The sequence below is a fragment of the Novosphingobium capsulatum NBRC 12533 genome, assembly GCF_001598375.1.
GTDB classification, from domain to species: Bacteria; Pseudomonadota; Alphaproteobacteria; order Sphingomonadales; family Sphingomonadaceae; genus Novosphingobium; species Novosphingobium capsulatum.
In genome coordinates this window covers 1-26,896 of record NZ_BCYV01000004.1, presented here as the reverse complement: position 1 = coordinate 26,896, position 26,896 = coordinate 1, and the positions used below count along the sequence as shown (strand labels likewise).

22 protein-coding genes and 1 pseudogene are annotated in these 26,896 nt (G+C 67.5%); 9 read left to right on the top strand and 14 right to left on the bottom strand.

Annotation, left to right across the window (positions count from 1 at the left end; genetic code table 11):
- Nucleotide 1: 1 nt before the first annotated feature.
- The 7 genes from SCA01S_RS01140 to SCA01S_RS01110 all read right to left on the bottom strand — a co-directional run bounded on the left by SCA01S_RS01140 (nucleotide 2) and on the right by SCA01S_RS01110 (nucleotide 9,383).
- Nucleotides 2-1,270, bottom strand: coding sequence for an XrtA/PEP-CTERM system-associated ATPase (locus SCA01S_RS01140; RefSeq protein WP_062782068.1), 1,269 nt, complete (start codon nucleotides 1,268-1,270; stop codon nucleotides 2-4).
- Between the two features lie 22 nt (nucleotides 1,271-1,292).
- Nucleotides 1,293-2,984, bottom strand: coding sequence for a hypothetical protein (locus SCA01S_RS01135; RefSeq protein WP_062782065.1), 1,692 nt, complete (start codon nucleotides 2,982-2,984; stop codon nucleotides 1,293-1,295).
- Nucleotides 2,981-4,123, bottom strand: a complete 1,143-nt coding sequence (locus SCA01S_RS01130) for an AAA family ATPase (RefSeq protein WP_062782256.1) — start codon at nucleotides 4,121-4,123, stop codon at nucleotides 2,981-2,983. Before SCA01S_RS01130 ends, SCA01S_RS01135 begins: the two co-directional genes overlap by 4 nt.
- An 11-nt stretch (nucleotides 4,124-4,134) precedes the next feature.
- Entirely contained in the window at nucleotides 4,135-5,640 is a 1,506-nt protein-coding gene (locus tag SCA01S_RS01125) for an XrtA system polysaccharide chain length determinant (RefSeq protein WP_062782062.1), read from the bottom strand.
- A gap of 58 nt (nucleotides 5,641-5,698) precedes the next feature.
- The gene (locus SCA01S_RS01120) at nucleotides 5,699-6,289 is read right to left on the bottom strand and encodes an XrtA/PEP-CTERM system exopolysaccharide export protein (RefSeq protein ID WP_231627739.1); all 591 of its coding nucleotides are present in this window, start codon (nucleotides 6,287-6,289) and stop codon (nucleotides 5,699-5,701) included.
- Between the two features lie 293 nt (nucleotides 6,290-6,582).
- The gene (locus tag SCA01S_RS01115) at nucleotides 6,583-7,830 is read right to left on the bottom strand and encodes a pyridoxal-dependent decarboxylase, exosortase A system-associated (protein WP_062782059.1); all 1,248 of its coding nucleotides are present in this window, start codon (nucleotides 7,828-7,830) and stop codon (nucleotides 6,583-6,585) included.
- An 11-nt stretch (nucleotides 7,831-7,841) separates the two neighbouring features.
- Complete coding sequence (locus tag SCA01S_RS01110) at nucleotides 7,842-9,383, bottom strand: acyl-CoA ligase (AMP-forming), exosortase A system-associated (protein WP_062782056.1); 1,542 nt, start codon at nucleotides 9,381-9,383, stop codon at nucleotides 7,842-7,844.
- 40 nt (nucleotides 9,384-9,423) lie between these two features.
- Here SCA01S_RS01110 and SCA01S_RS01105 point away from each other — a divergent pair, with 40 nt between their 5' ends.
- From SCA01S_RS01105 to SCA01S_RS01090, 4 genes are read left to right on the top strand one after another with little or no spacing between them, the layout of a single operon-like run.
- The gene (locus SCA01S_RS01105) at nucleotides 9,424-10,473 is read left to right on the top strand and encodes a GNAT family N-acetyltransferase (RefSeq protein ID WP_245652403.1); all 1,050 of its coding nucleotides are present in this window, start codon (nucleotides 9,424-9,426) and stop codon (nucleotides 10,471-10,473) included.
- A 10-nt stretch (nucleotides 10,474-10,483) separates the two neighbouring features.
- On the top strand, nucleotides 10,484-10,759 hold the full coding sequence (locus SCA01S_RS01100; protein WP_054132212.1) for an acyl carrier protein: 276 nt from the start codon (nucleotides 10,484-10,486) through the stop codon (nucleotides 10,757-10,759).
- Nucleotides 10,752-11,444 carry an alpha/beta hydrolase family protein gene (locus SCA01S_RS01095; protein WP_157088823.1) on the top strand — a complete coding sequence of 231 codons (693 nt, stop codon included), beginning with the start codon at nucleotides 10,752-10,754 and terminating at the stop codon, nucleotides 11,442-11,444. The genes SCA01S_RS01100 and SCA01S_RS01095 overlap by 8 nt, the downstream gene beginning before the upstream one ends.
- The gene (locus tag SCA01S_RS01090; protein WP_062782053.1) at nucleotides 11,441-12,223 is read left to right on the top strand and encodes a hydrolase 1, exosortase A system-associated; all 783 of its coding nucleotides are present in this window, start codon (nucleotides 11,441-11,443) and stop codon (nucleotides 12,221-12,223) included. Before SCA01S_RS01095 ends, SCA01S_RS01090 begins: the two co-directional genes overlap by 4 nt.
- Here SCA01S_RS01090 and trxB read toward each other — a convergent pair.
- The 4 genes from trxB to SCA01S_RS01070 all read right to left on the bottom strand — a co-directional run bounded on the left by trxB (nucleotide 12,220) and on the right by SCA01S_RS01070 (nucleotide 16,226).
- A complete protein-coding gene (gene trxB / locus SCA01S_RS01085; RefSeq protein ID WP_062782050.1) occupies nucleotides 12,220-13,191 on the bottom strand; it encodes a thioredoxin-disulfide reductase in 972 nt (323 codons plus the stop codon). The genes SCA01S_RS01090 and trxB overlap by 4 nt on opposite strands.
- Before the next feature lie 103 nt (nucleotides 13,192-13,294).
- Nucleotides 13,295-13,684: a response regulator gene (locus SCA01S_RS01080; protein WP_022676194.1), complete on the bottom strand. Its 390-nt coding sequence runs from the start codon at nucleotides 13,682-13,684 to the stop codon at nucleotides 13,295-13,297.
- Nucleotides 13,684-14,880, bottom strand: a complete 1,197-nt coding sequence (locus SCA01S_RS01075; protein WP_022676193.1) for a PAS domain-containing protein — start codon at nucleotides 14,878-14,880, stop codon at nucleotides 13,684-13,686. The genes SCA01S_RS01080 and SCA01S_RS01075 overlap by 1 nt, the downstream gene beginning before the upstream one ends.
- Nucleotides 14,881-14,984: 104 nt before the next feature.
- On the bottom strand, nucleotides 14,985-16,226 hold the full coding sequence (locus SCA01S_RS01070) for a M20 metallopeptidase family protein (RefSeq protein ID WP_062782248.1): 1,242 nt from the start codon (nucleotides 16,224-16,226) through the stop codon (nucleotides 14,985-14,987).
- A 142-nt stretch (nucleotides 16,227-16,368) separates the two neighbouring features.
- On the opposite strand from SCA01S_RS01070, the gene SCA01S_RS01065 reads away from it, so the two are divergent.
- Nucleotides 16,369-17,439 (top strand): sensor histidine kinase, encoded by a 1,071-nt coding sequence (locus SCA01S_RS01065; protein WP_062782047.1) that lies wholly within the window; start codon nucleotides 16,369-16,371, stop codon nucleotides 17,437-17,439.
- Between the two features lie 43 nt (nucleotides 17,440-17,482).
- Here the strand turns inward: SCA01S_RS01065 and SCA01S_RS01060 are convergent, their stop codons facing one another.
- Both SCA01S_RS01060 and SCA01S_RS01055 read right to left on the bottom strand, forming a co-directional pair.
- The gene (locus SCA01S_RS01060) at nucleotides 17,483-18,850 is read right to left on the bottom strand and encodes a M28 family peptidase (protein ID WP_062782044.1); all 1,368 of its coding nucleotides are present in this window, start codon (nucleotides 18,848-18,850) and stop codon (nucleotides 17,483-17,485) included.
- A gap of 86 nt (nucleotides 18,851-18,936) precedes the next feature.
- The gene (locus SCA01S_RS01055; RefSeq protein WP_054132206.1) at nucleotides 18,937-20,244 is read right to left on the bottom strand and encodes an O-acetylhomoserine aminocarboxypropyltransferase/cysteine synthase family protein; all 1,308 of its coding nucleotides are present in this window, start codon (nucleotides 20,242-20,244) and stop codon (nucleotides 18,937-18,939) included.
- A 219-nt stretch (nucleotides 20,245-20,463) separates the two neighbouring features.
- Here SCA01S_RS01055 and SCA01S_RS01050 point away from each other — a divergent pair, with 219 nt between their 5' ends.
- The 3 genes from SCA01S_RS01050 to ettA all read left to right on the top strand — a co-directional run bounded on the left by SCA01S_RS01050 (nucleotide 20,464) and on the right by ettA (nucleotide 25,491).
- Entirely contained in the window at nucleotides 20,464-22,194 is a 1,731-nt protein-coding gene (locus SCA01S_RS01050; protein WP_062782041.1) for a methyl-accepting chemotaxis protein, read from the top strand.
- Nucleotides 22,181-23,698: a chemotaxis protein CheW gene (locus SCA01S_RS01045; protein ID WP_062782039.1), complete on the top strand. Its 1,518-nt coding sequence runs from the start codon at nucleotides 22,181-22,183 to the stop codon at nucleotides 23,696-23,698. The genes SCA01S_RS01050 and SCA01S_RS01045 overlap by 14 nt, the downstream gene beginning before the upstream one ends.
- A gap of 113 nt (nucleotides 23,699-23,811) precedes the next feature.
- The gene (gene ettA / locus SCA01S_RS01040) at nucleotides 23,812-25,491 is read left to right on the top strand and encodes an energy-dependent translational throttle protein EttA (protein ID WP_022675635.1); all 1,680 of its coding nucleotides are present in this window, start codon (nucleotides 23,812-23,814) and stop codon (nucleotides 25,489-25,491) included.
- A 130-nt stretch (nucleotides 25,492-25,621) separates the two neighbouring features.
- On the opposite strand, the gene SCA01S_RS01035 is transcribed toward ettA, so the two are convergent.
- Nucleotides 25,622-26,203, bottom strand: coding sequence for a PNPOx family protein (locus SCA01S_RS01035; protein WP_062782036.1), 582 nt, complete (start codon nucleotides 26,201-26,203; stop codon nucleotides 25,622-25,624).
- 204 nt (nucleotides 26,204-26,407) lie between these two features.
- Here SCA01S_RS01035 and SCA01S_RS01030 point away from each other — a divergent pair.
- A pseudogene (locus SCA01S_RS01030) lies at nucleotides 26,408-26,896 on the top strand (hypothetical protein); the annotation flags it as partial.

Below are 26,896 nucleotides of genomic sequence, written 5' to 3'. Positions count from 1 at the left end.
TTCAGGCCGCGCGCTTGGGGCGGTCAGTCTCGAACCATTCGATCAGCATGGTCAGCACGTGGCGAATGGCCTGCTCCTGCTCGGCCAGGCGATGCTCCAGCACGCCGATGCGCGCGGCGGCATCGCTCAGCGCGGCTTCCAGCGCCTCGGTGCGCGCCGTGCCATCGGCCTGTGCCGCAGCGGCTTCGTCACCGTGGGCCGCGCGCATTTCGGCCACTTCGATCACCGCCTGCTGCAGTTCGGCGATCTGCTCGTCGCGGCTGGCCATGGCCGCCTCGATCGCGGCGAGATCGAAATCGTGGCGCGTGGTGCGGCTGCCGTCGCCCTCGGGCTTGGCCTGGCCCTGCCCTTCACCGTGGAAGGTATCTGCCGTCAGCCCCAGTGCCTGCGACGATGCCGCCTCGGGCATGACAGACGGCGCAGCGGCGGGCGCCGGCGCACTTTCCACCGAAACGGCGCTGTCAGACGCCATGTCATCCAGCACGGCATGCAGCAGCCCGGCCTCGATCCGGCTCGCCTGCTCCAGGGCGCCGGCCAGCAAGACGCGGCTCAAGATCTGGTTCACCCGGCGCGGCACGCCGCCGCTGGCGCGGGCAAGATCGGCAAAGAAGCGCGGCTCGAACGCCGGGTTGCCGTTCCATCCCGCGCGCACCAGGCGATGCTCGACATAGGGGCCGACTTCTTCGGGCTCCATCGGCGCCAGGTGGTGCGTGGCGATCACACGCTGGCGCAACTGCTCCAGCCGGGGCGATTGCTGCAGCAGCGTGCGGAATTCGGGCTGGCCCAGCAGCAGGATCTGCAACAGCGGATGCGCGCCCAGCTGGAAGTTCGACAGCATGCGCAGCTCCTCGAGCGCTTCCACGCTCAGGTTCTGCGCTTCGTCCACCACCAGCAGGCAGCGCCGCCCGGCGCGGGCCTCGTCATGCAGGAACGCCTCGATCCGGGCCAGCGCGGCGGCCTTGTCATGGCCCGCCACATCCAGGCCAAACGCGCGCGCGGCCATGTGCACCAGTTCCTGGCCATCAAGCTTGCTGGTCACGATCTGCGCGGCGGTCAATTGCGCGCGGTCGATGCTGGCCAGCAGGTGCGCCGCCAGGGTCGATTTGCCCGCGCCCACCTCGCCGGTGATGACGATGAAGCCCTCACCCTGCGCCAGGCCATAGCCCAGGTATGACAGCGCCTTCTTGTGCGTGGCGCTTTCGAAATAGAAATCGGGATCGGGCGTCAGCTGGAACGGACGGGCCGAAAGGCGGTAAAAGTCATCGTACATCGGCGTTACGCCTCCAGAACCGTCAAAGCGTGTAGCGCAGGCCGATGAGGCCTGTCGCTTCCAATTGGTCCGCAGCCAGATCGCGGCTCACCCCGTCAAGCCCAACCGAAGCCGTTGCGGTGAGACGATCGGCCAGGCGGCGATAGTAAGATGCATAAATGCCATAGGAATTGGTCGTTCCCAACAGCGCGGTGCCACTATCGTACCAGGCATCGTAAACCGCCACGCTGAAGCTGGCATCGCGGCCCAACTGGCCCGAAACCCCGCCAGTCACGTACCAATTCTGGTCCACCGTGCCATTGGCTTGGGCCAGCACCGTGCCCGGCGCGGCAATGAAGCGACGGCGGACATAGCCCGCGCCAACGCCCAGGCGCAGCCGGCCCATGGCAAAGCCATAGGTCGCGCTCACCCCGCGCTGGCGGAAGACCGAGGACGATACCGACGACAGCGCGCCGTTGACGCACGAACCGCCCGTCGCCCCGATGCCGCAGCCGGTCGCGCCGCCCGCAGCAAAATCGGTCGGCACCTGGCGCAGCGCGTTCGACAGGCTCGATCCGAAACCGGAAATGCCGTCGAACACCGAGATGTTGAGCGAGCTGCGCGTGTTGGGCGCATAGGAGAAGCTGCCGAAATAGGTCGTGCTGTCATAGCGCCGGCCGATGAAGGCAGAGAGCGACGTGCGCCGGCTCGGCCGCCACATCACGCCCACGTCCCAGGTCAGCCCGTCGCTGTCATAGGCGATGCGGCGCGGCTGGCTCTTGTCGGTGACATAGCGGCCATCGCTGCCGATCACCGGGTTGCCACTGGCATCGCGCAGCGCATCGCGTGAGGACACGCGGATATGCTCCCAGCCCACGTCGCCCACGAGTTGCACCGTGCGGCTGACCGGCAGCGTGGCCTGCACGCCGGCGCGCCTGTCGTCGATGCGCTGATCGAGGTTGGAGATATCTTCACGGTCCCACCCGGCGCTGGCGACCAGGCCGACCGGCAGCACCGTGCCGGCCTTGGTCCCGGCCGAAACCTGCGCCGATTGCATCAGCGAATGGTTGAACAGGTCGATGCGCGGTTGCCCAGCGGCAGGCTGATAGGCGTTCTTCTGCGTCAGCTTGGTATAGCCGGCCAGGTAGTTGGCATTGATCGCCACGTCGCCGGCATGGGTCGTCAGGTTCGGTCCGGCATAGACCGAATAGACCTGGCTGATCGCATCGTTGACCGACAGCGGATTGAGCGAGGCGGAGCCATTGGCCTCCACCCGTGTGCGCGCGGCGAGCGCGCCAGCGTCGATGCTCAGCGTGCGCGGGATCAACTGGTGCGAGACGCGCGCCAGGCCCGAAATCGTGTCGGAATCGCCCACCTGCCCCTTTTCGACAAAGCGACGTTCATAGCGCACCGAAATCTGACCCTGGGTGCGACGCCCGGCCAGCGTGGCATCCACCCCGGCGGCCAGCGCGGTATAGGTCACCACGTCGTTGCCCGGCGTGATCTGCGCCAGCAGGTTCTGCGTCACTTCCAGATAGGGACGGATCGTGGTGCGCACGCCCGAACCCACGCCGCGTGCGCTGCCGTGGCCATCGCTGCCGCCACCGGCAGGCGCAGCCGGGCGATCGTCGCTGCCGACCTGATAGGGCAGAACCTGTGCCTCGGCCGCCGTCGCGCCCGCCAGGCAAGAGCCAGCCAGCAGGCCGCCCAGGATAAGGGAACGCGCGCGTTTCATTCCTTGTATCCGTAATAGGTGCCAAAGCGCCGCCCGGTGGGCGAAAACCGCGTGCCGTTGAGCAGAAGCTTGATGTCCGCGCAGCCCGACAGGATGCCGACGGCATCGCGCAGCGCAGCCTCGCCGGTTACGTCGGCGCGCACGACCATCACCGCCTGGCCCACGTGCATGGCCAGTTCCGATGCCGGCGAAGCCGCCAGCGCCGGCGGGCTATCGAAAATGACGATGCGGTTGGGCGACTGCGCGGTCAGCCGGTCAAGGATCGCGCGGGTGCGGACCGAGGCCAGGTATTCCGTGTCAGAGCCGGTCTGGTTGCCCGCCGGCAGCACCGAAAGACCGGGAATATCGGTGGGAATGATGCATTCCTCCACCATCACCTCGGGATCGGCCAGCGCATCCATCAGCCCCGGCCCGCCCGGCAGCCCCAGGGTGGACAGCACCGAAGGCTTGGCAAAGTCGGCGTCGACCAGCAGCACTTCGTTGTCCTTCTCCGCCGCGATCGACAGCGCCAGGTTCACCGCGCAGAACGTCTTGCCCTCGCCCGGATGGGCGGAACACACCAGGATGCGCTCGCCATGGCGGGCCGTGCGGCCGGCGCGCGAATCGGCGGCCTGCAACAGCAGCTGCCGCTTGACGATGCGGAACTCTTCCAACAGCGCGCTGACCTGGCCCTCCGGCTCGATCAGGCACTGCTCGCGCAGCAGGCGGCGATCGATCGGCTGCGGCGCCTTCTTGAAGCGCTGGCGCGAGGGAATGCCCTCCAGCGCCGGATTGGCAAAGGGCGCCGGCGTGCCGGGATCAGCCGGCGCGGTATCGGCACTGGCCGGAACGAACACCTGCGCGCCCTCTGGTGCGAACGGGGCGGCGGGTGCTGGCTCTACGGCTTCGGGCGCAGGCACTTCGGGCTGAACCGGCTCGGCCATCGGAGCGGCGGGCGCTGGCGGCGCAGCCACCGGAGCGGCAGGTGCCGGCGGCACGGGCGGCAGCACAGGCGCGCGCAAGTGCTGGCGGAAATCGAACGTCCCGGCCGCCCGCTCGATCAGCGAGGGGCTGGCCTTGCGCGGCCGATCCTGCGGCGTTCCGCCTTCTGGCGGCGTCCCATCTTTGGGCGGCTGGGGCGTGTTGCTCTGGTCCGTCATGTCCTGCACCCTCATGCCACCATCCGCCGCTTCATGAATTCCACGGCCAGCAGCACGAACAATACCAGCACCAGGCCGGCCGTGGCACCACCGAACAGTTTCAGCTGCTTCCACTGCCGCGCCCGCGCCGCAGCGGTCTGGGTCAGCGACACCGAACCCAGCACGATCATGCCCGTGGCCCGCTCCAGCTGGCCGGTGGTGGCATAGCTCGAACGCAGCTGCGCCATGGCAAACGCCGCACCACAGCCCGCCACCAGCCCGACGACCAGCACCAGCATCAGCAGCAGCGGCCGATCGGGCGCAGAGGGACCGCGCGGCGTGCTCGGCGGATCGATCACGTCGAACTTGACCGAGTTGTGCTCGCTTTCCACCTGCCCGCGCAGGCGCAGCTGCTCGCGATCGCGCAGCAGCTTGTCGTACTGGTCCTTGAGCACATCGTAATCGCGGTTGATCCGCGCCGCTTCGGCGGCAACCGCCGGCTCGCTGTATTGCTGGCCGGTAAGCTGGCCGATTTCCTGTTGCAACGAGGCCTTGCGCGATTGCAGCGACACCAGGCTGGCCTCACGATCAGCCTTGATCGACTGCAGCGAGGCATAGGCCGGGTTGGGCGTGCCGCCACTCTTGCCTTCGGCGGCGGCCTGGCGCTGCAGGCTGGCGATCTGCGCCTTGGCCGCCAGGACATCGGGATGGCTGTCGGTCAGCCCGCGCGCCTTCATCGAGGCCAGGTCTGCCAACGCTTGGGCCAAAGCGCCATGGGCGCCACCCTGCGCGCCGGGAATGGTGATCGTGGGCGCCGTGCCGGAAAGCTGACCATTGATCGAGGCGAGCGCGCTCTGCGCAGCCAGAAGATCGGATTCCACCCCCCGCAATTCGGTGCGCGCGCCTTCCAGCTTGGCCGTGACCGAACCGGTGCCCGGCATCAGCGCGGCGTTCTTCGCCTCGAACTCCTGCCGCTTCTGCTCGGCCGCTTCCAGGTCCTTCTGCCGATCGGCCAGCTGCTGGTCCATGAAGGCCAGGCTGTCGGTCATCTCGCCGCGCCCGCCGGCCAGGTTTTCCTCGCGGAAGATGTCGATCATCTTCTGCACCACGTCCTGCGCCAGCTTGGCATTCTGCGCATCGGTATAGGAACCACGGCCCGACGTGGCGCTGATCTCGAACAGGTTGTCCTGCTGGCTCACCACCTTGATCTGCGTGGCCAGGCCAGCCACGGCCGATTCCATCTGCTTGTCGTTGGTGACCTTGTCGCCCAGGCGCGTGGCGCGCACCACCTTTTCCAGGTTGACCGTGCTGGTCAGCGTCTGGCGCACCCGCTCGATATCCTGCTTGGCATTGCCGCCGATGCCGATCTGGTCGGACAGGACATCATCGATCTGGATGAAGATGCGCGCCTTGGATTCATAGGAATTGGGCACCATCGCCACGACGAGCCAGCCCAGCCAGGCCACGCCCAACGCCAGCCAGCGGCGGTGCCAGATGCCATAGAGCGCGATGCGCACTTCATCGAGAATGTTGGTCATGCCGCGCCGCGCTCCCGCAGGTGCGGTGCCGGCCTGGTGTGGTGCCCCCGCGCCATCGTCAGAACGTGCTTTCGGGAATGATGATCACGTCGCCGGGCATCAGCATGACATTGGCCTTGGTATCGCCCTTGCGCAACAGATCACCGATGCGCACGGCATATTCGGTCTGCTTGCCGGTGGTCTTGTCAAACCGCACCAGCCGCGCGCGGTTGCCGGCGGCATATTCCGAAAGCCCACCCACCGCGATCATCGCATCGAGCAGCGTCATGTTGGCGCGATAGGGGATCGAGGCCGGCTTTTCGGTGGCGCCCACGATGCGCACCTGCTGGCTGAACGTGCCGGCAAACTTGTTGACGATCACCGAGACGATCGGTTCTTGAATATACTGCGACAGCTGCAGCTTGATATCCTCGGCCAACATCGAGGGCGTCTTGCCCACGGCGGGCATGTCGGTGATCAGCGGCGTGGTGATGCGCCCATCGGGCCGCACCTGCACCGAGGCACCCAGTTCAGGGTTGCGCCACACGAAAATGGTCAATTCATCGAGCGGGCCGATCACGTATTCCTCGCCCGGACCTTCCTGCAGCGCCACGAACGCGGCGGGCGGCAATTGCGGGCCATGGGCGCCGCCGGCACAACCGGTGAGCATCAGCGACAGGCACGCCGTTCCCAGGCCCAGGCGGGCAAGACGCCTGCGCGGGCCTGCGGGCCGTGCGGCGTTCAGGGCTGGGCCGGAATGGAACGGCATCGCAATCGATTCCTTTGTCTGGCTCTTGCGCCGGCCCACGTAGTGTCCCCTATCGGGACCATCGAGACCTGCGACCTTCATCATCGGCTATCGACAAAAAGGGTGAAGATACGGTTATCCTTGTTGCCAACGGGCTTTCCCGACAAGGCGCTTGGTCGCCCGGTCCCAATTCGGGACGGGTGCCCGGGCAAAGATTAACCCACCGTGTGTGCGGCGCTTTCCGCCAGGATTTCCGTCGCCGGACCATGCCCCAGAAACGCCGCCGGGCTCGCCGTGGCGCCATAGGCACCGGCACAGAACACCGCCACCACATCGCCTTCGGCCGCCACAGGCAAGGCCGCACGGTCTGCCAGCCGATCGAGCGGGGTGCACAGGCACCCCACCACGCTGGCCACCTCATCGGCCGGGGCATCCATGCGCGTGGCCAGCGCCAGCGGATAGTTGCGCCGTACCACGGTGCCGAAATTGCCGCTGGCAGCCAGTTGGTGGTGCAGCCCGCCATCGGTGACGAGGAACACCTCACCCCGGCTTTCCTTGCGTTCGATCACCCGCGCCAGATAGACGCCGGCCTCTCCCACCAGATAGCGGCCCAGTTCCACCGCCAGCCGCGTGTCGCGCAGCTGCGCGGCGTGGCGCTCCAACTCCTGCGCCAGAGCCGCGCCCACGGCGGGCAGATCGAGCGGCGTATCGCCCGGGAAATAGGGGATGCCAAAACCGCCGCCCAGATTGAGCGCCGGCAGCGGTACGCCCGCCTCTTGCGCCAGGCGCAGCGCCAGGTCGAGCGTCGCGGCCTGGGTGGCGATCACCGCCTCGGCATCAAGCGCCTGGCTGCCGGCAAAGATGTGAAAACCGCGCCAGTCTGCCCCGGCGGCCACGATGCGGCGGGCCAGCGGCGGCACATTTTCCGCGTCCACGCCAAAGGGCCGCGCGCCGCCGCCCATCTTCATGCCCGAACCGCGCAGGTCGAAATCGGGATTGACGCGAATCGCCAGGCGGGGCCGCTGCCCTGCCTCTGCGCCGAGCGCCAGGGCACGCTCCACATCTCGCGCGGATTCGCAATGCAGCGTGACACCGGCGGCGATCGCGGCGGAAATCTCTGCATCGCGCTTGCCCGGCCCGGCAAACCCGGCGCGCGCCGGATCGATGCCCTGTGCGGCGAGCAGCGCCAGTTCCCCGGCAGAGGCGATGTCAAACCCGTCAACCAGGCCCGCCAGCAGCGCCAGCAGCGGGCCAAAGGGATTGGCCTTGACCGCGTAGTGCAGCCGCACGGCCGGCGGCAGCGCGGCACGCAGTTCTGCCACGCGCGCGCGCACCACGGCCGCGTCATAGACAAACAGCGGCGTGCCGTGCTCCTGCGCCCAGGCGCGCGCCGGGCGCCCGGCGATCATCAGGTCTGCCCCCTGGACGGGGAAATGCGGGGGAATGGGGCCAAGCGGTTTCATCTGCCGGGGTCTTATGCCCTGCCAGTCAAGGCATGGTAAAGATCGGCGTAAAGCCCGGCGCGATCATGCTTGCCATTGGCCGAAAGCGGCAGCGCCGCGCGCCAGTGCACCGCGCGCGGCAGCATAAAGGCCGGCACATCCTGGGCCATGGCGGCGCGCAGCGCGGCATCGTCTTCCCCCGCGCCGGGCGTGGCACGGCAGACCAGGTGGATCGCCTGGCCCAGCGCCGCATCGGGCAGGCCCAGCGCCACCACTTCGGCCACAAGGCCAGTGGCAAGCGCGGCCTCCTCCACCTCTTGCGGGCTGACGCGGTGGCCCGAGGTCTTGATCATGGCGTCGCGCCGGCCCACGAAATGGAGCAGCCCCTGGGCATCGCGCCGCACCCTGTCGCCAGACCACACCGCGACGCCGCCCATCTGCGAAAAAGCCGGCGCCGGGCGAAAGCGCTCGGCCGTGCGCGCATCATCCTGCCAATAGCCTTGCGCCACCAGCGGCCCGGCGTGCACCAGTTCGCCCTCTTCCCCGTCGGCCGCCGCGGTGCCGGCATCGCTCACCACCATGACCTCGGCAAAGGGAATCGCCGTGCCGATCGCGGTGGGGTGCGCATCGATCAGCGCTGGATCGAGATAGGTGGAGCGGAACGCCTCGGTCAGGCCATACATCGCAAACAGGCGCGCGGCGGGAAACAGCGTGCGCAGGCGCCGCACCAGATCGGGGGTGAGCGCCCCACCGCTGTTGGTCAGCCGGCGCAGGGTTTGCGCGGCGTGATCCGGCCAGGCGCATTCGATCAGTTGCAGCCACAGCGGCGGCACCCCGGCCAGCGTGGTAATGCCGTGGCGCGTCACGGCGCGCACCACATCGCGCGGCATCAGGTAATCGAGCGGCACGGCGCAGCCCCCCGCCGCCCAGGCCGACAGCAACTGATTCTGGCCATAATCGAACGCCAGCGGCAGCACCGCCAGCACGCGATCGTCGGCCGCAAGCCCCAGGTAATGCGCCACGCTGATCGCGCCGAGCCACAGGTTGGCCTGGCTGAGCATGACGCCCTTGGGCTTGCCGGTGGAACCGCTGGTATAGAGGATCGCCGCCAGGCTGTGCGGCGGCGCTGCCGAGGGTGGCATCGGTTGCTGGGCATCGAGCGCGGCAAGCACCGCCACTTCATCATGGGCGGTGGCGGCTGCGGCATCGCCAGGCAACAGGGTTTCCAGCCGACCAAGATTGCCCAGCAGCAGCGCCGCACCGCTGTCTGCCAGGATATGCGCGGCCTGCGCCCGGCGCAGCACCGGGTTGATCGGCACATGCACCAGCCCCGCGCGCACCGCCGCCAAGGGCATGATGCAGGCGATCAGTCCCTTGCCCAGCCACGTCGCCACCCGCGCCCCTGGCTCTACTCCCGGCTGCGCTGCCAGCCAACTCGCCAATTGCCCTACACGGCGATTTAACCCCTCGTGGCTAAGCACCTCATCCTTGAGCACCAGCGCGGGCGCATCACGCTTGCCGCGCAGGGCAAGATGGTCCAGCGGGTGAACGGCAGGGTCGGGCAAAGGCGTCACGGCACTCCTGACGGAACAAGGAAAGGGAACCAGGCAAAGCGTGGCCTGCCGGGTCTATCATGCCGAACTTGCCCAAGTGCAAGACCATCCGCGCCTTGCCGCGCTGATGGCGCGCGGGGCTGTTGGCGGACCGTTTGACCGGGCAGACTGGCTGGACCTGATTGCCGCCCGTGCGCCGGGGCGTGCGTTCCTGGCCGTGGCGGAAGAGCCGGGCTTGGCGGCCCACGGGGAAGGCGCGCTGCTTGCCCTGCCCCTGCTGGCAACGCCCCAGGGGCTTGCCGCCTGCACCAACTGGTACAGTTTCTGGGCGCGCCCGCTCACCACCACGGCCGATCGCGCCGAAGTGCTGCTGGCCGCCATCGCACGCGATCTGGCGCGCCACGGCGCGATCGATTTTGCCCCGCTGCCCGCGCCAGAGGCCGGCTGGATGGCGCGCGCATTCCGCGCCGCTGGCTGGATTGCCACGGTCGAACCGGCCCACGTCAACCGGCACCTCGTGCTCTGGGGACAGGATTTTGCCCAGTGGTGGGCCACCCGCCCCGGCGCCCTGCGCGCCACGGTGCGGCGCAAGGGCGCGCGCGGGGTGGTGGAGTGCCGCGTCGCCACCCGCTTCGATCCGGCCGACTGGGCCGCCTATGAGGCAGTCTATGCCGCCAGCTGGAAACCGGCAGAGGGCGATCCCGCGCTGCTGCGCGCCTTTGCCCAGGCCGAAAGCGCGGCCGGCGCGCTGCGGCTGGGCCTGGCAACAATCGACGGGCAGCCGGTGGCCGCGCAATTGTGGAGTGTGGAGCACGGCACCGCGTTCATCCACAAGCTCGCCCACCGCGACGATGCGCGCGCCGCGTCGCCTGGAACGCTGCTGTCGGCCGCGCTGTTTGCCCACGTGATCGACCATGATCGCGTCGCGGCGATCGATTTCGGCACGGGCGATGATCCCTACAAGGCAGACTGGATGGATCAAACCCGCACCCGCTGGCGGCTGCGCGCGCAGCATCCCACAGCATGGCGCCACTGGCCGGCGCTGGCGCGTGGGCTGGCCCGCCGCCTGGCCGGGCGCGCGCTGCTTGCCCCGCCGCCGGGCGATGGGTAAGGCGCCAGGCATGACCGACACGCTTCCCGCTTCGCTCGACGCCGATCTGCGCGCGCTTCTCGCCGATGTGCTGGGGCTGGCCCCGGCGCGGGTGGCCGCGTTCACGGCACAGACGCCGCTGTTCGGCGCGCTGCCCGAACTCGATTCGATGGCGGTGGCGGGCCTCTTCACCGCGCTGGAAGACAGCTTCGGCTTCATCCTCGAAGAGGATGAGATCGACGGCGATCTGCTCGAAACCTATGGCGCGCTGCTGGCCTTCGTCGCGCGCAAGCAGGGCCGTGGCTGAACCGCTCGGCCCGCTGCGCTGGCCCTGCCCCGGATCGGGGGCGGACGGCGAATGGGCCCTGGCCACCGATGGCGCTGCGCCATTGGCGCGGCTGCTGATCGTGCCGCCGCTGTTTGATGAAATGAACCGCACGCGGGCCATGCTCGCCACGTTGCTGCGTGATCTGGGCGCGGCGGGCGTGGCAGCGATGCTGCCCGATCTGCCCGGCTGCGGCGAAAGCGTGCAGGATTTTTCCGCGCAAAGCCTCAACGCCTGGCGCGCGGCCATGGCGGCGGCGGCGCGTCATTTCTCCGCCAGCCATGTCCTGGCGCTGCGCGGCGGGGCACTGGTCGCGCCACCCACCCTGCCCGGCTGGGCGCTGGCGCCACTCGATGGCGATGCCGTGCTGCGCCCGCTGCTGCGCGCCGCCATGCTCGCTGCGCGGGCACAGGGAGAGGACACCACCGCCACCACGCTGCTGGAAACCGGGCGGGCCACAGGCATCATGCTGGGCGGCTACCGCTGTGGCGCGGCGCTGATCGCCGGGCTTCACGGCGCGCGCAGCCAGGGCGAAGGGCATCAGGTGCTCGCGGTCGGCGATCTGGGCGTGACCGGTGCAGCGCCGTGGCTGCGCCAGGAACCGGCCCCGGCCCCCGCGCTCGCCGCCGCGCTGGCCGCGCGGATCGTGACAGACCTGGCGGCATGAACCGTAGCGTCATCCCTTTTTCGTGCGAGGGCGCACAGTTGCTGGGCACGCTCGACATGGGCCTGGCCAGCGGCGCCAGCGGCCTGTTGCTGGTATCGGGCGGCAACGAGATTCGCAGTGGCGCCTGGGGCGGCCAGGCCTGGCTTGGCGCCGCACTGGCCCGCGAAGGCGTGCCGGTGTTCCGCTTCGACCGGCGCGGCGTGGGCGATAGCGAAGGCGAAAACCGGGGTTTTCGGGCCAGTGGCCCCGATATTGCCGCCGCCTTGGCCGCATTCCGCGCCGCCGCGCCACATGTGAAGCGCGTGGTCGCCTTGGGCAATTGCGATGCCGCCAGCGCGCTGATGCTCCATGCCGCCACGTTGCCCGGCCTCGACGGGCTGATCCTGGCCAATCCCTGGACGGTGGGCGGAGAAAATGAAAAGGCGCCGGTTCATTCTGCCGCCGCCCTGCGCCGCCACTATCTGCGCCGCCTGGCCGATCCGCGCCAATGGGCCCGCCTGCTGGCCGGCAAGGTGGCGCTGGGCAAGCTGGCGGGCGGGCTGCGCACCGCCGCCGCGCCCCAGGCGGCTTCAGCGCTGGCAGAAGAAATGCGCGCCGCGCTGGCCAGCTATTGCGGCAAGGTCACGATCCTGCTGGCGCAGGGTGATCGCACGGCGCAGTTGTTTGCCAGCCATTGGGGCGCCGATCCACGCGTGATCGGCCACCCTGGTACCAGCCATTCCTTTGCCGATGCGCCGGAATGGCTGTTGCACCAGGTGCTTGCCGCGCTGGGCGATTAGGCCTGGGTCAGTTGCCCGGTGGCAAAGTCCAGCTCTGCCACAAAGCGTTCGGCGTCGAGCGCGGCCATGCAGCCGGTGCCCGCCGCCGTCACCGCCTGGCGATAGGTGTGGTCCATCACGTCGCCACAGGCGAACACGCCGGGGATGGCGGTCTTGGGCGTACCGGGTTCAACCACGATATAGCCGCTTTCATCGAGCGCGAGCTTGCCGGCAAACAGGCTGGTGGCCGGCGCATGGCCGATGGCGACGAACGCGCCGTCGGTTTCCACGCGGCTGCCTTCGCCGGTCACCGTATCGACCAGTTCCACCGCCTTGAGGCCGCCAGCCATCGGATCGCCGGAAAACGCGGCCACGGCCTTGTTCCACAACACGCTGATCTTGGGATGGGCATGCAGGCGCTGTTGCAGGATGCGTTCGGCACGCAAGCTGTCGCGACGGTGGATCAGCGTGACATGCTCGGCATGGTTGGTGAGGTAGAGTGCTTCTTCCACGGCAGTGTTGCCGCCGCCGATCACCACCACCTTCTTGCCACGATAGAAGAACCCGTCGCAGGTGGCGCAAGCCGAAACACCCTTGCCCGACAGCAGCTGTTCGCCCGGTACGCCCAGCCACTTGGCCTGGGCACCGGTGGCGATCACCAGGGTATCGGCTTCATAGATATCGCCGCTGTCGCCCACGGCGCGGAACGGAGGGCCGGCCAGATCGATATCGGTGATGGTGTCCCACATCATCCGCGTGCCGACATGCTGCGCCTGCGCTTCCATTTCCTGCATCAGCCAGGGGCCCTGGATCACGTCGCGGAAGCCGGGATAGTTTTCGACATCTGTGGTGATGGTCAGCTGCCCGCCGGGCTGCAGCCCCTGCACCACGATCGGCTCCATCCCGGCGCGCGCGCCATAGATGGCCGCCGTCAGGCCTGCCGGGCCGGAACCGATGATAAGCATGCGGGTCTTGTGCGTCGTCGCCATGGAAACTCCTTCCGATGGCGCGCGAGATAGGGGCTGGTCGGGAAAAACACCAGCCCAAGCAAAACTTGCGTGCGGTTAAACCAGAGCGCGGATACGCCTAGGCTCAGGCACCCTGGCGCTGCGTCACGCCTTCCAGGGCGCGGCTGACGACAACCGCCGCCGGTGTGGGCTTGGGCACCAGCACGCCGCCTAGCTTGCGCACGGCTTCATCCATGCGATCAAGATCACCGGTGTGCAGGACATAGGGCACGCCACGTTCCGCCAGCGCCTTGGCCACCGGCGCGCAGGTCTGGCCATGAGCGAGCGAGACATCGAGAATGGCCGCGACGATGTGCTCGCTCTCGGCAATTGCCAGCGCTTCGGCCAGTTCAAGCGCGGTCAGCGGAACGCAACCTGCGTCCTCCACCGCAAATTCCAGATCGAGCAGAATGAGGGGCTCGTCATCGAGCACCAGCACGCGACAACCATCATTCGGGCAACACGACTGGCCCATCAGACTGCGTCCTCGCGCAGGGGAACGCGCAGCCTTGCCCTCAATCCATCGGGATGCCAGTCACGCATGATGTTGCCCCTTGCCATGTGCAGCATGCGGTCGACGATCCCCATGGTGGGCGCCTCCGCGTTGTTTTCGGGCGGGTTTACCGCCGGCCCGCCCTGTTCGATCCAGTCGATCACGATCGTGGGTGCCTCGCTGGAACCGTTCTTCTGCCAGGCAACCGTAACCTCGCCACCATCGCTGCTGAGCGCGCCATGCTTGGCCGCGTTCACCGCCAGTTCGTGGAGCGACAGGCCAAGCACGGAAACTGCGGAGAAATCGCTGCGTAACCCGTTGCCCTTGAAATGAATGCGCTTTCCATCCGGGTCATAAGGCGACAGCACCGAACGGATCGCCTGGCCGACTTCGATCGACCCGCTCGATGCCTCGTCCAGCGTGGTTTCATAGGCGCGGCCCAGGGCCTGGATGCGATCGTTGATCTCGCGCGCCTCAACCTCGATTCCGCGGCTGCGCCCGGTAAAGTTGACGATGCCGCCGATCACCGCGAACATGTTCTTCATGCGGTGCGACAGTTCGCGCGCCAATTCGCGGGCGTGGCGTTCGTCGGCGCGGGCGGCGCGCACGTCGGACACGTCCCACTGGCTGCCGAAATAATAGATCAGGCGCCCCTGCGCGTCATAGATCGGGCCCAGGTGCAGCGCGTTCCAGAACGCTGAACCGTCCTTGCGATAATTGAGCAGTTCCACCACCACCACGTCTTCGTTTTCGACTGCCTGACGAATACGGGCAACAGCGCTGCGATCGGTTCCCGGCCCCTGCAGGAAGCGGCAGTTGCGACCAATGATCTCATGTTCTTCATAGCCCGTCAGCCAGCGGAACGCGCGGTTGACGAAGACGATCGGGGCGTCGGGCGTATGCGGATCGCACAGACAGACGGCCATGCGGGTCTGGGCCATGGCCTGCTCGAACAGCACGCCAGAGGCACCGATAAAAGCATCGTCAGGATGGTTGGCAAGGAACCGTTCGGCGCTGTCGTCATAGGCGCCACCGGCCTGGCTTGCACGTTGCGGGCCAGCAGACTGCCCAGCGCCGCCGGCATCGTAAAACGCCCTGTCGTCGCCGCTCGCGGCTTCACCCGCCTTCGTGGCCTCGTCCGGGCGCTCCGGCGCCTGATCTGCCCTGTCACTCGACAAACGTTTGTTCCTGATGTTCTCTCGACCCATGGCAGAATGCCACTTAATGGCGGCAAAATGCGCCAGGGCCGGGAGCGGTTCCCCGCGATAGCGAAAATTTTGCGCTACACCTGCAAACCGGCAAAACCCTGCGACAGATAGCGCAGCGCGCACCCGGCGAGCAGGGCGGTGCCCGTCGGCAGGGCCGCTTCATCCACCACCATGCGGGTGGAATGGATCCCGCAGGCATGGCGCCAGTCCGCCCCCTCATGCGCCACGCCCAGGAAGAACATGGCGCCGGGCACCTGTTCGAGCACATAGGAAAAGTCTTCGGCGGCCATGATGGCGTGGTCCAGCCGCACAAAGGCCTCGGGCCCGGCCAGATCGCGGGCCACCGCTTCGCCCAAAGCCACTGCGCGGGCATCGCACATCGTCACGGGAAAGCCTTCGTGCAGCGTGACCTGCGCGGTCAGGCCGTGGGCTGCGGCAACATGCGTGGCACAGGTTTCCAGCGCCTCACGCAGACGCGTGCGGTTGCCGGGCGACAGGGTGCGCAAGGTGCCGATCATGCGCGCGCGATCGGCGATCACGTTGTGCGCGCTGCCCGCCTCGATCCGCGCCACCGTGGCCACCACCGGATCGGCCACCGAGAACCGCCGCGTGACCATGGCCTGGATCGCGCTCACGATCTCGCACGCCACCGGCACGGGATCGAGCGCATCGTGCGGCATCGAGGCATGACCGCCGCGCCCCTCCACCACGATCTCGAACTGGTCGGCCGAGGCCATCAGCGCGCCGGTCCGCCCGGCCACCAGGCCATGCCGGCTGTTGGGCATGATGTGCAGCGCAAAGGCCGCATCGGGCAGCGGATCGCCCAGCAGCCCATCCTCGATCATGAAGCGCGCGCCATGGTGCCCTTCTTCTCCGGGCTGGAACATGAAGCGCACATCGCCCGCCAGGCCTTCCGCCCGCGCGGCCAGCAGTTCCACCGCACCGGCCAGCATCGCGACATGGGTATCATGCCCGCAGGCATGCATCGCGCCGGGAATGGTGGAGGCAAAATCGAGCCCGGTTTCCTCTTGCATGGGCAAGGCGTCGGTATCGCCACGCAGCAGAACGCAGGGCCGATCCGCGCCAGCCGGCACGGCCCCGCCACGCAAGGTGGCAACCAATCCCGTCGTCGATGGCCCCTGCGCCCATTCCAGCGGCAGATGCGCCAGGGCGGCGCGGATCTTGTCACGCGTGGCTGGGTTGTGCAGGCCCAGTTCCGGTTCGGCATGGATGGCGCGGCGCAAGGACACGATCTTGGGCGCGAGCGCCTGTGCTGCTGCGCGCACATCGCCGATCCCGCTGTTGCCTTCTGCCATCCCATGCTCTCCATGCCACTTGCGCGCCGCGCGGTGATGCACTGCGGCCATCGCCCACGCCTCATGCCCTTTAGGACGGGCTGGACAGCCGTGTCGAGCCGACGGTTGCGCTGGGGTGCGCCATCGGGCAATGCTGGAAGGAATGACGTCTGCGCCGCGCCCCCCGCTCTGGTCCATCCGCGGCCTGCAAGCCTGCAGACCTGCCACCCGCTATACCGTGGGCGTGCTTCTGTTCGTGCTCGCGCTGTCGCTGCGCTGGGTGGCCGATGATCTGTTTCCGCCCGGCTTTCCGTTCCTGACGTTCTTTCCTGCGGTCATCATCGCCACGTTCATTGCCGGGCGCGGCCCTGGCATGGTTTGCGCCATATTGAGTGGCCTTGCGGCGTGGTACTTTTTCGTGCCGCCCGAATTCAGCTTTGCCATCAACACCCAGGTTGCCACGGCCATGCTGTTCTACACCGGCGTGGTGGCGGTAGACATCGTGCTGATCGATGGCCTCACCCGCCGCCAGCGGCAGTTGGAGGAAAGCGAAGCGCGCCTGGCCGAGATGGCGGCAAACCAAGCCTTGCTGTTCAAAGAATTGCAGCACCGCGTGGCCAATAACCTGGCCTCTGTCGCCTCGATGCTGCGGCTGCAGCGACGCCAGATCGAACGCAACCCCGCGCTCGCGCTGCCGCTGATCGATCGCGCGGACCAGCGCATCGAGATGATGGGCCGGGTGCATCGCCAGCTCTATGATCCGGCCGTGCAGACCAAGCCGATCAGCGAAATCCTGGCCTCAGCCGTGAACCTGGCGCGCGAAATGGCCGATGCCGATGCGGTGGACGTGGACGTGGTGGCCGAGGATGTGCGGCTAGAGGTGGGCCGCCTGCTGCCTTTGGTGCTGCTGCTGACCGAACTGCTCGCCAACAGCTTCAAGCATGCCTTTGCGCCTGGCCAGCCCGGGCGCATCGACGTGCGGCTGGAACGGGTCGATGATGCCCGGCTGTGCCTGACCGTGGCAGACAATGGCCGCGGCATGCCGGCCACCGATCCGGCCGATCATATCCCGGGTGGCGTGCGCACCCGGCGCGGACTGGGCACGGCGATCATTGCCGGGCTGGTGGCGCAGCTGGGCGGCAGCCACCGCGTGCGCAGCGGCGCCGACGGGGCGGCCAATCCCGGCGTAACCACCGTGGTGCTGTTCCCCGAAACGCTTGTCCGCCAGGGCTGACCAGGCAGGCTGATCACCGCCCTGGCGGGCCAGCGCGCGCTGCTTAACGCGCGGCGATCGGCCCAGGCTCGTTGGCGATGATCGCTAGCGTGCTCTGCCAGGCGGCCACGTTCTGCGCCAACGTGGCCGGATCGATCTTGTCCAGCGTATCATCGGGCGTGTGGTGCAGATCGAAATAGCGGGTGCCGTCCTGGTTCAGGTCCACCACCGGCAGCTTTTGCGCGGCAATGATCGCGCCCACATCTTCGCCGCCATTGGCCGTGCCATCGCCCGGCACCACGCCCAGCGGATTGAGCGCGGCCAGCAGGCGCGCCTTCACCGCATCGGCTGACGGAGCGAAATTGGTGATCACCCGCCATACCCGGTCTGCGCCGAAATCGCTTTCCATCGCCAGGGCATGCGGCTCCTTGCCATGCTTTTGCGCATAGGCTTCGCCGCCAAAGCCGCCCACTTCCTCGCTACCGGCAAACAGCACGCGGATCGTGCGCAGCGGCTTGCCGCCATCGGGCCCGCTGGTCTGCGCGCCCAGCGCCGCGCCAGCCACGATGGCGCAGCCGGCGCCATCGTCGATCGCCCCGGTGCCCAGATCCCAGCTATCGAGGTGGCACGCCACCAGCACCGGCGGCAGCGAAGGATCGCGACCTGGCAATTCGCCCACCACGTTGCCCGAAGGCGCATTGTCGATGATCTGGCCGGTCAGCGTCAGGTGCAGCTTGAGCGGCTGGCCGGTGGCGGCGAGCCGCGCAATCTGATCGGCATCGGGATTTGAAACAGCGCCGGCGGGAATGGGCTTCACGCCCTTGGCCCAGCTGATCACCCCGGTGTGCGGGTTACGGTGCTTGTCGGTGCCGACAGAGCGGATCACCACCGCCAGCGCGCCCTTGGCCACGGCCACGCCCGGCCCCTTGCGCCGCACGTTGCCATAGGGGCCATAGCCGCTGCCATCCTGGGTTGGCGCCATGGCATGATCGATAAAGGCAATCTTGCCGGACAGCGAACCATCGGGCGCCGCTTCCAGCGCGGCGAGCGAGGGGAAGTAGACCAGCGGCGCGGTGATGCCCGCCTCGGGCGTGGCGCCGGAATAGCCCAGCGCGGTGATCGCCAGCGGCTGCGCGGCAAAGCCGACGAGTTCGGCCTTGTCGATCCCGCGGCGATAGGCGCGCATGGTGAACGGCTCGATTGCCACGTTCTGGAAGCCCAGCTGCTTGAGGCGGGCGGCGGCCCACTCGCGGGCGCGGGCCTCGGCCGGGCTGCCAGCGGGACGCGGGCCGACCTGCGTGGTCAGGTCGCGCACCAGATCCCAGGCCACATCGGGTGCAGGCGCCGCGGCGTGGGCCAGGGTGGGCACCATGGCGGGCGCAAGCGAGAGAACGGCGGCGGCGGCAGAAAGGCGGGCGGTCAACGAGCGCATCGGCAAATCCCGGAAGGAGTTGGGGGTGCGCCACATTTGCGCGCCCCCCTGCGAAGTCAACCGCCAGCCTGTTCAAAACATGCGATTCACGCCCCCGCCAGTGCCTGTTCCAGATCGGCCAGGATATCGTCGATGTGCTCGATGCCGATCGACAGGCGCACATAACCGGGGCTGACCCCGGCAGCGGCCTGCTCTTCGGCAGAAAGCTGGGAATGGGTGGTAGACGCCGGATGGATCGCCAGGCTGCGCGCATCGCCAATATTGGCAACGTGGTAGAACAGCTTGAGTGCATCGATGAACGCCCGCCCGGCATCGGCACCACCGGCCAGTTCGAAGCCGACCAGCCCCCCTGCCCCGTGCGGCAGATATTTCGCGGCCAGGTCTGCCGCGCGGCCCTGGGCCAGCGAGGGATGGATCACGCGCGTTACCTTGGCATGGCCGGAAAGCCATTGCGCCACCGCCGCCGCGTTCTGGCTGTGCCGCTCGATCCGCAGCGGCAGCGTTTCGATCCCCTGGATTAGCTGGAACGCGTTGAACGGCGACAGCGCCGCGCCCATGTCGCGCAGCAGGATCACGCGGGCGCGGATGGCATAGGCGATCGGCCCCAGCGGCTTGATGTCGCGCGCCCACACCGCGCCGTGATAGCTGGGATCGGGCAGGTTGAAGAGCGGCTGCCGTTCGGGAAATTCGTCCCACGCGAAATTCCCGCCATCCACGATCAGGCCGCCGATCGAGGTGCCATGCCCGCCCAGATACTTGGTCGAGGAATAGACCACCACTGCCGCGCCATGGTCGAACGGGCGGATCAGCAGCGGGGCGGCAGTATTGTCGACGATCAGCGGCACACCCAGCTTGCGCCCGATTGCCGCCACTTCGGCAATCGGAAAGGCCACCAGCTTGGGATTGGGCAGGCTTTCGGCGTAATAGGCGCGGGTACGGTCGTCGGTCGCGCGGGCAAACCCTTCCGGATCGGCCGGATCGACAAAGCGCACCTCGATGCCCAGATCCTTGAGCGTGTTGGCAAACAGGTTCCAGGTGCCGCCGTAGAGATCGGTGGAACTGACGATATTGTCACCCGCCCGCGCCAGGTTGAGCACGGCATAGGTCGAGGCCGCCTGGCCCGATGCCACGGCCACCGCAGCGGCCCCGCCCTCCAGCGCCGCCACCCGCTGTTCCAGCACGTCGGTCGTCGGATTGCCCAGCCGCGTATAGATTGGCCCGAGTTCCTTGAGGGCAAAGCGGTTGGCGGCCTGCTCGGTACTGTCGAACTGATACGAGGTGGTCTGGTAGATTGGCACGGCCACCGCGCCGGTGGCCGGATCGGCACGCCAGCCGGCATGCAGGGCCAGGGTTTCGGGACGGGGCGTGCGGGTTTCTGGCGTTGTGTCGCTCATGGCATCCTCTGGTCGCTGGGCATTTGCCCTGTTTGTCTACTTATTCAATTGACATAATCAAGCCCGGAATTGCGCATGGCATCCTGTGGCCGATACTGCGTGGCAATGCGCAGGCGCGGGGACAAGCGCGATCAACCATGGCCTGGTTACACCACCACCCACACGGCACAACGCGCGCGACCCCCGGGGATGGGGTTTTGAACTGGGGGTTTTCAGGCCATGACGGACCAGACACCGATTTCCGCCACCGATCGCAAGCGCGCGCAGGAAAACGCGACCGTGCAGCGCAACGACGCGATCGAACGCGCGCTGCTGCTGTGCGAGTTCACCGGCGACGGCGTGATCATCGGCGCCAACGAAAACTTTGCCCATCTGCTGGGCGAGCCGGCCGAAGACCTTGTCGGGCGGCGCTATCACAATCTTTGCCACGAGGGTTTGCAGGACCCCAGCACGGAGCCGGCCTTCTGGCAGCGCCTGACCGATGGCCAGGGCCAGGTTGCCGCGCTGCGCCTGGCGGTGCAGGATCGTCCGCCGGTGTGGGTGCGCCTGGCGTTCACGCGTCTCGATACCGCCGAAAGGCTGCCCACGCGCATCCTGGCGGTGGGCATCGACATCAGCCGCGATGGCTTGGCGCGGTTCAACGCGCAGGCCAAGCTCGGCGCACTCGATCACGCCGTGGCCCTGGTGGAATTCACCATGGATGGCGAAGTGGTGGCCGCCAACGAAAACTATCTCAAGCTGACCGGCTATACCCTGGCCGAGGTGATGGGCCAGTCGCACACGCTGTTCTGCGACAAGGACACGGCCGCCTCGGATGCCTATCGCGAGTTGTGGGCCGACCTGCGCCGCGACCAGGTGTGCCATGGCGCCTACAAGCGCGTGGGCAAGAACGAGACGGATATCTGGGTGCGCGCCTCCTACACCCCGATCCGCGGTGCCGATGGCAAGCTGGAGCGGGTGCTCAAGATTGCCTATGATATCACCGCCGAGCGCCTGTCCACCGCCGAATACGAAGCCAAGCTGGAAGCGATCGACCGCGCCATGGCCGTGGTGGAATTCGATCTGGATGGCAACGTGGTCAGCGCCAACGACAATTTCCTGTCGGTCATGGGCTATTCCCCGCGCGAGATCCTGGGCCAGCATCACGCGATGTTCTGCCTGCCCGAATTTGTCCGCACCCGCGAATATGCCGATTTCTGGATTGCGCTCAACCAGGGGCAATTCCAGTCGGGCCGGTTTCACCGCGTGGGCAAGCACAACCGCGATGTGTGGATCCAGGCGACATACAATCCCGTGCTCGACCTGCGCGGCAAGCCGCGCCGCATCGTCAAATACGCTACGGACGTGACCGAGCAGGTGCGCCTGGAGCAGAAAATCGCCGCGCGATCGCAGGAAACCGCCGGCGTGGCCGATCGCCTCGGCCGCACCATCGAGGAAATCAACCGCAGCACCGAAACCGCCAACAAGCTGGCCAATCTGACCGAGACGAAGGCTGATGAAGGCGGCGTGGCGCTCAAGTCTGCGCTCGAATCGATCGAACTGATCCAGAAATCGGCCACCGGGATTGCCGAGATCGTGCGCGTCATTTCCGAAATCGCGGGGCAGACCAACCTGCTGGCATTCAACGCCGAGATCGAGGCAGCGCGCGCCGGCGAGCATGGCATCGGCTTTTCCGTGGTGGCGGGCGAGGTGCGCAAGCTGGCCGAACGCAGCAGCACCGCTGCGCGCGATATCAGCCGGCTGATCGAGGAAAGCCTGGTGCGCATCGGCATGGGCACCGAGCGCGCCCAGGCTGCACAAAGCGCGTTCAGTGCGATCGCCGCCAGCGTGGGTGACACCAGCTCTGCGATCGAAGTGATCACCCGCTCTGCCCTGGCCCAGGACGAGGTGGCGCGCCACATCGTCACCCTGATCCAGGAACTGGCCGCCGCCGCCCATGACCCCGCCTGAACCGGCCGGGCCAGCCGCAACCTCGCGCCTCTATGGCCTGTTGCAGGTAGCCGGCATCACGCTGGCGATGGCGACCGCAGCGATCCGCGAGGTGGTACCCCGGCCGGCGCAGCTCTTGCCCTTTCCGATCACCCGGCCCGATCTGGCCGGGGCCATCGCGGTGCGTGGGGCGATCATCCCCGTCATCGACATGGGGCTGATGCTGGGCCTGGCCCCGGCATGCGTGCACGATGGCATCGTCGCGATCGTGCGGCACCAAGGCGGCGTTACCGGCCTTCTGCTCGATTGCATCGAAGGCATTGCCCGCCTGCCCGAAAGCGCGCTGGGCGCCCTGCACTATCCTGACGACGCGCCGCTCCACCGTCTTGCCGCCGCTGGCTTCCTGCACGGCGACACGCGCGGGGTCGTGCTCGATACCGCGCAACTCGCCGCCATGCCGGGCCTGCCCCTGGTGCCCGACAGCCTTGCCGGGCAGCGCCAGGAACACCGCCTGGGCCATGGCGCGGGTGACAAGGTGACCTGCCTGGTGTTCCGCGCCGGTGGGCAGCGCCTGGCGCTCGATGCCCATGCCATCGTCGCCACGCTGCCCGAATCCGCCCTTGCTCCGCCACCGGTGACCAACGCGCTGTGGGTGGGGTCGCTGGCGTGGAACGGCGTGGCTGTGCCGGCGGTCGACACCCTGCGCCTGGCCGGCATTGGCAGCCTCGGCCGCACGCCGGGGCGCAGCGCCGCCGTGGTCATCCACGTCGGCCCGGCAGATAGCGCAGCCGGCACCCGCGCCCGGGCCGCGCTGCTGATCGACGGGGTGGACGACATCCGCCAATTGCCGCGCCATGCCGGCGCCGCGCTGGGTGCGATCGGCATTGCCGGCACTGGCGGCGCCCATGCCCTGGTCGACCTGGGCGGCCAGCCGGTGCTGCACCTGTCCGCGACGGCGATTACCGGCGATCCGCGCCTGGCAGAAGTGGCAGCCATGCAGGTGCCGGTCGCGCCCGAGGATACCGATGGGCACCAGCGCCTGCGCGGATTGCCCGCTGCCACCGGCACCACCAGCACGGCCAATGCCTGGCTCACTTTTCGCCTGGGCGAGGCGCGCTATGCCCTGCCGCTGGGCGCAGTGGAAGCGGTGCTGCCGGGCGAACAGCCGCTCTTGCCGCTGGCCGGGCAATTTCCATTATCGGGCGTGTTCCTGCATCGCGACCGGCCAACGCCCGTGCTCGATCTCGCCGCGCGCCTTGGCTGCTCGCGCACCGCGGCCGTGGACGAAGCGATCATGGTGGTGGTCGGCATGGCCGGCCAGCGCCGGGCCTTTCTGGTCGATATGCTGTGCTCGGTCGAGCGCGTGCCGCTTCAGGCGCTACGCACCCAGGCCACCTCGCGGCAGTTGCCCGCAGCGACGATCCGTTGCCGCGCCAACGAGACCTGGGAAGTGCTCGACGCGGCAGCGCTGGGCCTGGCTGGTGAGGCAACCCCGCCTGCGGACATCGCCTGTCTCACCGCTTGACCAGCCTGGCGCCGGGCATCCCCAAGTGCTTGCCCAACTTGGGCGCGCCCTGTAGAGCGCGGGACAATTTCGCACGTTTTGCCAAACGTTCTGTCTCGCGCAAGGACCCTCAGATGGCCGCCCAATACGCCTACGTCATGAAGAACATGACGAAAACCTTCCCCGGCGCGCAAAAGCCGGTGCTCAACAACATCAACCTGCAGTTCTACCAGGGCTCCAAGATCGGCATCGTCGGCCCCAACGGCGCCGGCAAGTCCACGCTGATGAAGATCATGGGCGGCATCGACAAGGACTTCACGGGCGAAGCATGGCCGGGTGAGCACATCACCGTGGGCTACCTGCCGCAGGAGCCGCAGCTCGATCCCACCAAGACCGTGCTGGAAAACGTCAAGGAAGGCGCGCGCGAAGTGGCCGACCTGGTCGATCGCTTCAACGAGATTTCCAACATCATGGCCGATCCGCCAGAAGACGTCGATTTCGACGCGCTGATGGACGAAATGGGCGACCTGCAGGGCAAGATCGACGCGGTCGATGGCTGGACGCTCGACAACCAGCTTGAAATCGCGATGGAAGCGCTGCGCTGCCCGCCGGGCGACTGGTCGGTGGAAAGCCTCTCGGGCGGTGAAAAGCGCCGCATCGCGCTGACTCGCCTGCTGATCCAAAAGCCGTCGATCCTGCTGCTCGACGAACCGACCAACCACCTCGACGCTGAAAGCGTCGAATGGCTGGAAAACCATCTCAAGGAATATGCCGGCGCGGTGCTGATGATCACCCACGACCGCTACTTCCTGGACAACGTGGTCGGCTGGATCCTCGAACTCGACCGGGGCAAGTACTTCCCCTACGAAGGCAACTACTCGACCTACCTGGAAAAGAAGGCCAAGCGCCTGGAGCAGGAAGACCGCGAGGCGACCGGCCGCCAGAAGGCGATCAACGACGAACTCGAATGGATCCGCGCCGGCACCAAGGGCCGCCAGACCAAGTCGAAGTCGCGTATCAAGAAGTTCGAGGAACTGGTCGCCAGCCAGGAAAACCGCTCGCCCGGCAAGGCCCAGATCGTCATCCAGGTGCCCGAGCGCCTGGGCGGCAAGGTGATCGAGGCCAAGAACATTTCCAAGGCCTATGGCGACAAGCTGTTGTTCGAAAACCTCTCGTTCATGCTGCCGCCCGGCGGCATCGTGGGGGTGATCGGGCCGAACGGCGCGGGTAAGTCGACCCTGTTCAAGCTGATCACCGGCCAGGAAACCCCCGACACCGGTGAGATCGACATCGGCTCGACCGTGCGCCTGGGCTATGTCGACCAGAGCCGCGACCATCTCGATCCCAAGAAGAACGTGTGGGAGGAAATCTCCGACGGGCTCGACTACATGAAGGTCAACGGGTTCGACACTTCGACCCGTGCCTATGTCGGCGCGTTCAACTTCAAGGGCCAGGACCAGCAGAAGAACGTCGGCAAGCTCTCGGGCGGTGAACGCAACCGCGTGCACATGGCCAAGATGCTCAAGCAGGGCGGCAACGTGCTGCTGCTCGACGAACCGACCAACGACCTCGACGTGGAAACGCTCGCGGCGCTGGAAGAAGCCATCGAAAACTTCGCCGGCTGCGCCGTGGTCATCAGCCACGACCGCTTCTTCCTCGATCGCTTGGCCACCCACATCCTGGCGTTCGAAGGCAACAGCCACGTCGAATGGTTCGAAGGCAACTTTGCCATGTACGAAGAAGACAAGCGCCGCCGCCTGGGCGATGCGGCCGATCGTCCCACGCGCCTGGCGTACAAGAAGCTGACGCGCTGATCAGGCTGCGTTAGGTTTCGCACCACCCCCCGCCCCCCTCCTCTGAAGAGGAGGGGGAGTTAAGACGCTGATCTAAAAGCCCCCTCCTCTTCAGAGGAGGGGGTTTGGGGGTGGTGGAACCCAAGCGCCACTAAGGCGCCACCCAGTTCCCCACCCAGCTCTGCTCCCCGCGCTCAAAGCGCGCACGCACCCCGCCCTGCGCGTCCAGCCTGAGCCAGTCGAGCGTATCAGGCTCCATCACCAGCACCGCGAAAACATCGCGCGCGGCCTCGGTTTCCTCAAGAGTTGGCCGGCGGCCCAGCAGATCGGCAGGCAGCGCGCTGCCTGCCTCTGCCAGCGGTGCGCCCGGGCCATGCGTGGCCAGATAGCAGCGGCGGCTGAACACCGCCGCAGCATCCCAGGCGGCATCGGCCAAGGCGCCGTGCTGCTCGATCCGTGCCGACCCGGCCAGGCGCAACTGCACGCGCGCCGCCGGATCATAGGCCAGCACGCTGGCACGGCCGTATCGGGCGATCGTCGCCACCTTGGGGCTGCGTGCATCGGTGTGAAAACGCAGCGCTGCCAAATCAGGTGCCACTGCACGCAATACCATGATCCGCATCTCGCCATCGGGTGTGCCCACCACGGGACAATGCATGGCCGCATGCCGATCGGCGACGACGGCATCGAGCCGCGCCTGGGCATCGCCAAGAATTTCATCCAGATTATTCATAGTGATGGTGTGGCGCGGACAATGCGAGATTGCAAAGATGAACGATTGGGCCGTTTTATCAACGGCGTTACCAATATGAACGGCGGGCTATCCATTCGGTTCAGCGATGTGACAGCGGCAATGCTCTATCACTATTGGCAAGTGATGGGAAACCAATGCCATCGCGCGACATTTCCTGAAAACACGTTCGAAAGGGAGACGGCCATGGCCGCCAGTAGAAAATGGACAACGAAGATCGGCGCGGCGCTGGCCGTTGCCTCGCTGGCAGCCGCCGTTCCTGTTACGGCCTTTGCCGATGATCATGGCGATCACCGCGGCGGTGAAAACCGTGGCGGTGGCCAGCCGCATGGCGGCGGCTTCCCCGGCGGTGGCCAACCGCGCGGGGGCGGTTTCCAGGGTGGCGGGCAACCGCGCCCGATGCCGCAGATGCAGCCCCAGCAGCAGGCGCCCCAGCAGGCCCCGCGTGGTCCGCAAGGCGGCTGGCAAGGCCAGCCCGGTGGCTGGCGCGGCGGCCATGCCGTGCCGCAGCCTGGCCAGCCGCCGCAGCCCGGTTGGCAGGGCAATGCGCCCGGCGGGGATCGTGGCCCCGGCCGGCCCGGTTGGAACAACGACGGCGGCCAAGGCCGTCCCGGCTGGAACAACAACGGCGGCCAAGGTCGCCCGGGTTGGAATAACGATGGCGGCCAAGGCCGA

What these genes read in the sequence shown, in the direction of transcription:
- SCA01S_RS01115 (WP_062782059.1), bottom strand. Translation starts at nt 7,830, where the DNA reads ATGAAACCGCTTGGCCCCATTCCCCCGCATTTCCCCGTCCAGGGGGCA.
- ettA (WP_022675635.1), top strand. Translation starts at nt 23,812, where the DNA reads ATGGCCGCCCAATACGCCTACGTCATGAAGAACATGACGAAAACCTTC.
- SCA01S_RS01100 (WP_054132212.1), top strand. Translation starts at nt 10,484, where the DNA reads ATGACCGACACGCTTCCCGCTTCGCTCGACGCCGATCTGCGCGCGCTT.
- SCA01S_RS01055 (WP_054132206.1), bottom strand. Translation starts at nt 20,244, where the DNA reads ATGAGCGACACAACGCCAGAAACCCGCACGCCCCGTCCCGAAACCCTG.
- SCA01S_RS01070 (WP_062782248.1), bottom strand. Translation starts at nt 16,226, where the DNA reads ATGGCAGAAGGCAACAGCGGGATCGGCGATGTGCGCGCAGCAGCACAG.
- SCA01S_RS01080 (WP_022676194.1), bottom strand. Translation starts at nt 13,684, where the DNA reads ATGGGCCAGTCGTGTTGCCCGAATGATGGTTGTCGCGTGCTGGTGCTC.
- SCA01S_RS01035 (WP_062782036.1), bottom strand. Translation starts at nt 26,203, where the DNA reads ATGAATAATCTGGATGAAATTCTTGGCGATGCCCAGGCGCGGCTCGAT.
- SCA01S_RS01130 (WP_062782256.1), bottom strand. Translation starts at nt 4,123, where the DNA reads ATGACGGACCAGAGCAACACGCCCCAGCCGCCCAAAGATGGGACGCCG.
- SCA01S_RS01060 (WP_062782044.1), bottom strand. Translation starts at nt 18,850, where the DNA reads ATGCGCTCGTTGACCGCCCGCCTTTCTGCCGCCGCCGCCGTTCTCTCG.
- SCA01S_RS01045 (WP_062782039.1), top strand. Translation starts at nt 22,181, where the DNA reads ATGACCCCGCCTGAACCGGCCGGGCCAGCCGCAACCTCGCGCCTCTAT.
- SCA01S_RS01065 (WP_062782047.1), top strand. Translation starts at nt 16,369, where the DNA reads ATGACGTCTGCGCCGCGCCCCCCGCTCTGGTCCATCCGCGGCCTGCAA.
- trxB (WP_062782050.1), bottom strand. Translation starts at nt 13,191, where the DNA reads ATGGCGACGACGCACAAGACCCGCATGCTTATCATCGGTTCCGGCCCG.
- SCA01S_RS01125 (WP_062782062.1), bottom strand. Translation starts at nt 5,640, where the DNA reads ATGACCAACATTCTCGATGAAGTGCGCATCGCGCTCTATGGCATCTGG.
- SCA01S_RS01140 (WP_062782068.1), bottom strand. Translation starts at nt 1,270, where the DNA reads ATGTACGATGACTTTTACCGCCTTTCGGCCCGTCCGTTCCAGCTGACG.
- SCA01S_RS01120 (WP_231627739.1), bottom strand. Translation starts at nt 6,289, where the DNA reads ATGCTCACCGGTTGTGCCGGCGGCGCCCATGGCCCGCAATTGCCGCCC.
- SCA01S_RS01050 (WP_062782041.1), top strand. Translation starts at nt 20,464, where the DNA reads ATGACGGACCAGACACCGATTTCCGCCACCGATCGCAAGCGCGCGCAG.
- SCA01S_RS01135 (WP_062782065.1), bottom strand. Translation starts at nt 2,984, where the DNA reads ATGAAACGCGCGCGTTCCCTTATCCTGGGCGGCCTGCTGGCTGGCTCT.
- SCA01S_RS01090 (WP_062782053.1), top strand. Translation starts at nt 11,441, where the DNA reads ATGAACCGTAGCGTCATCCCTTTTTCGTGCGAGGGCGCACAGTTGCTG.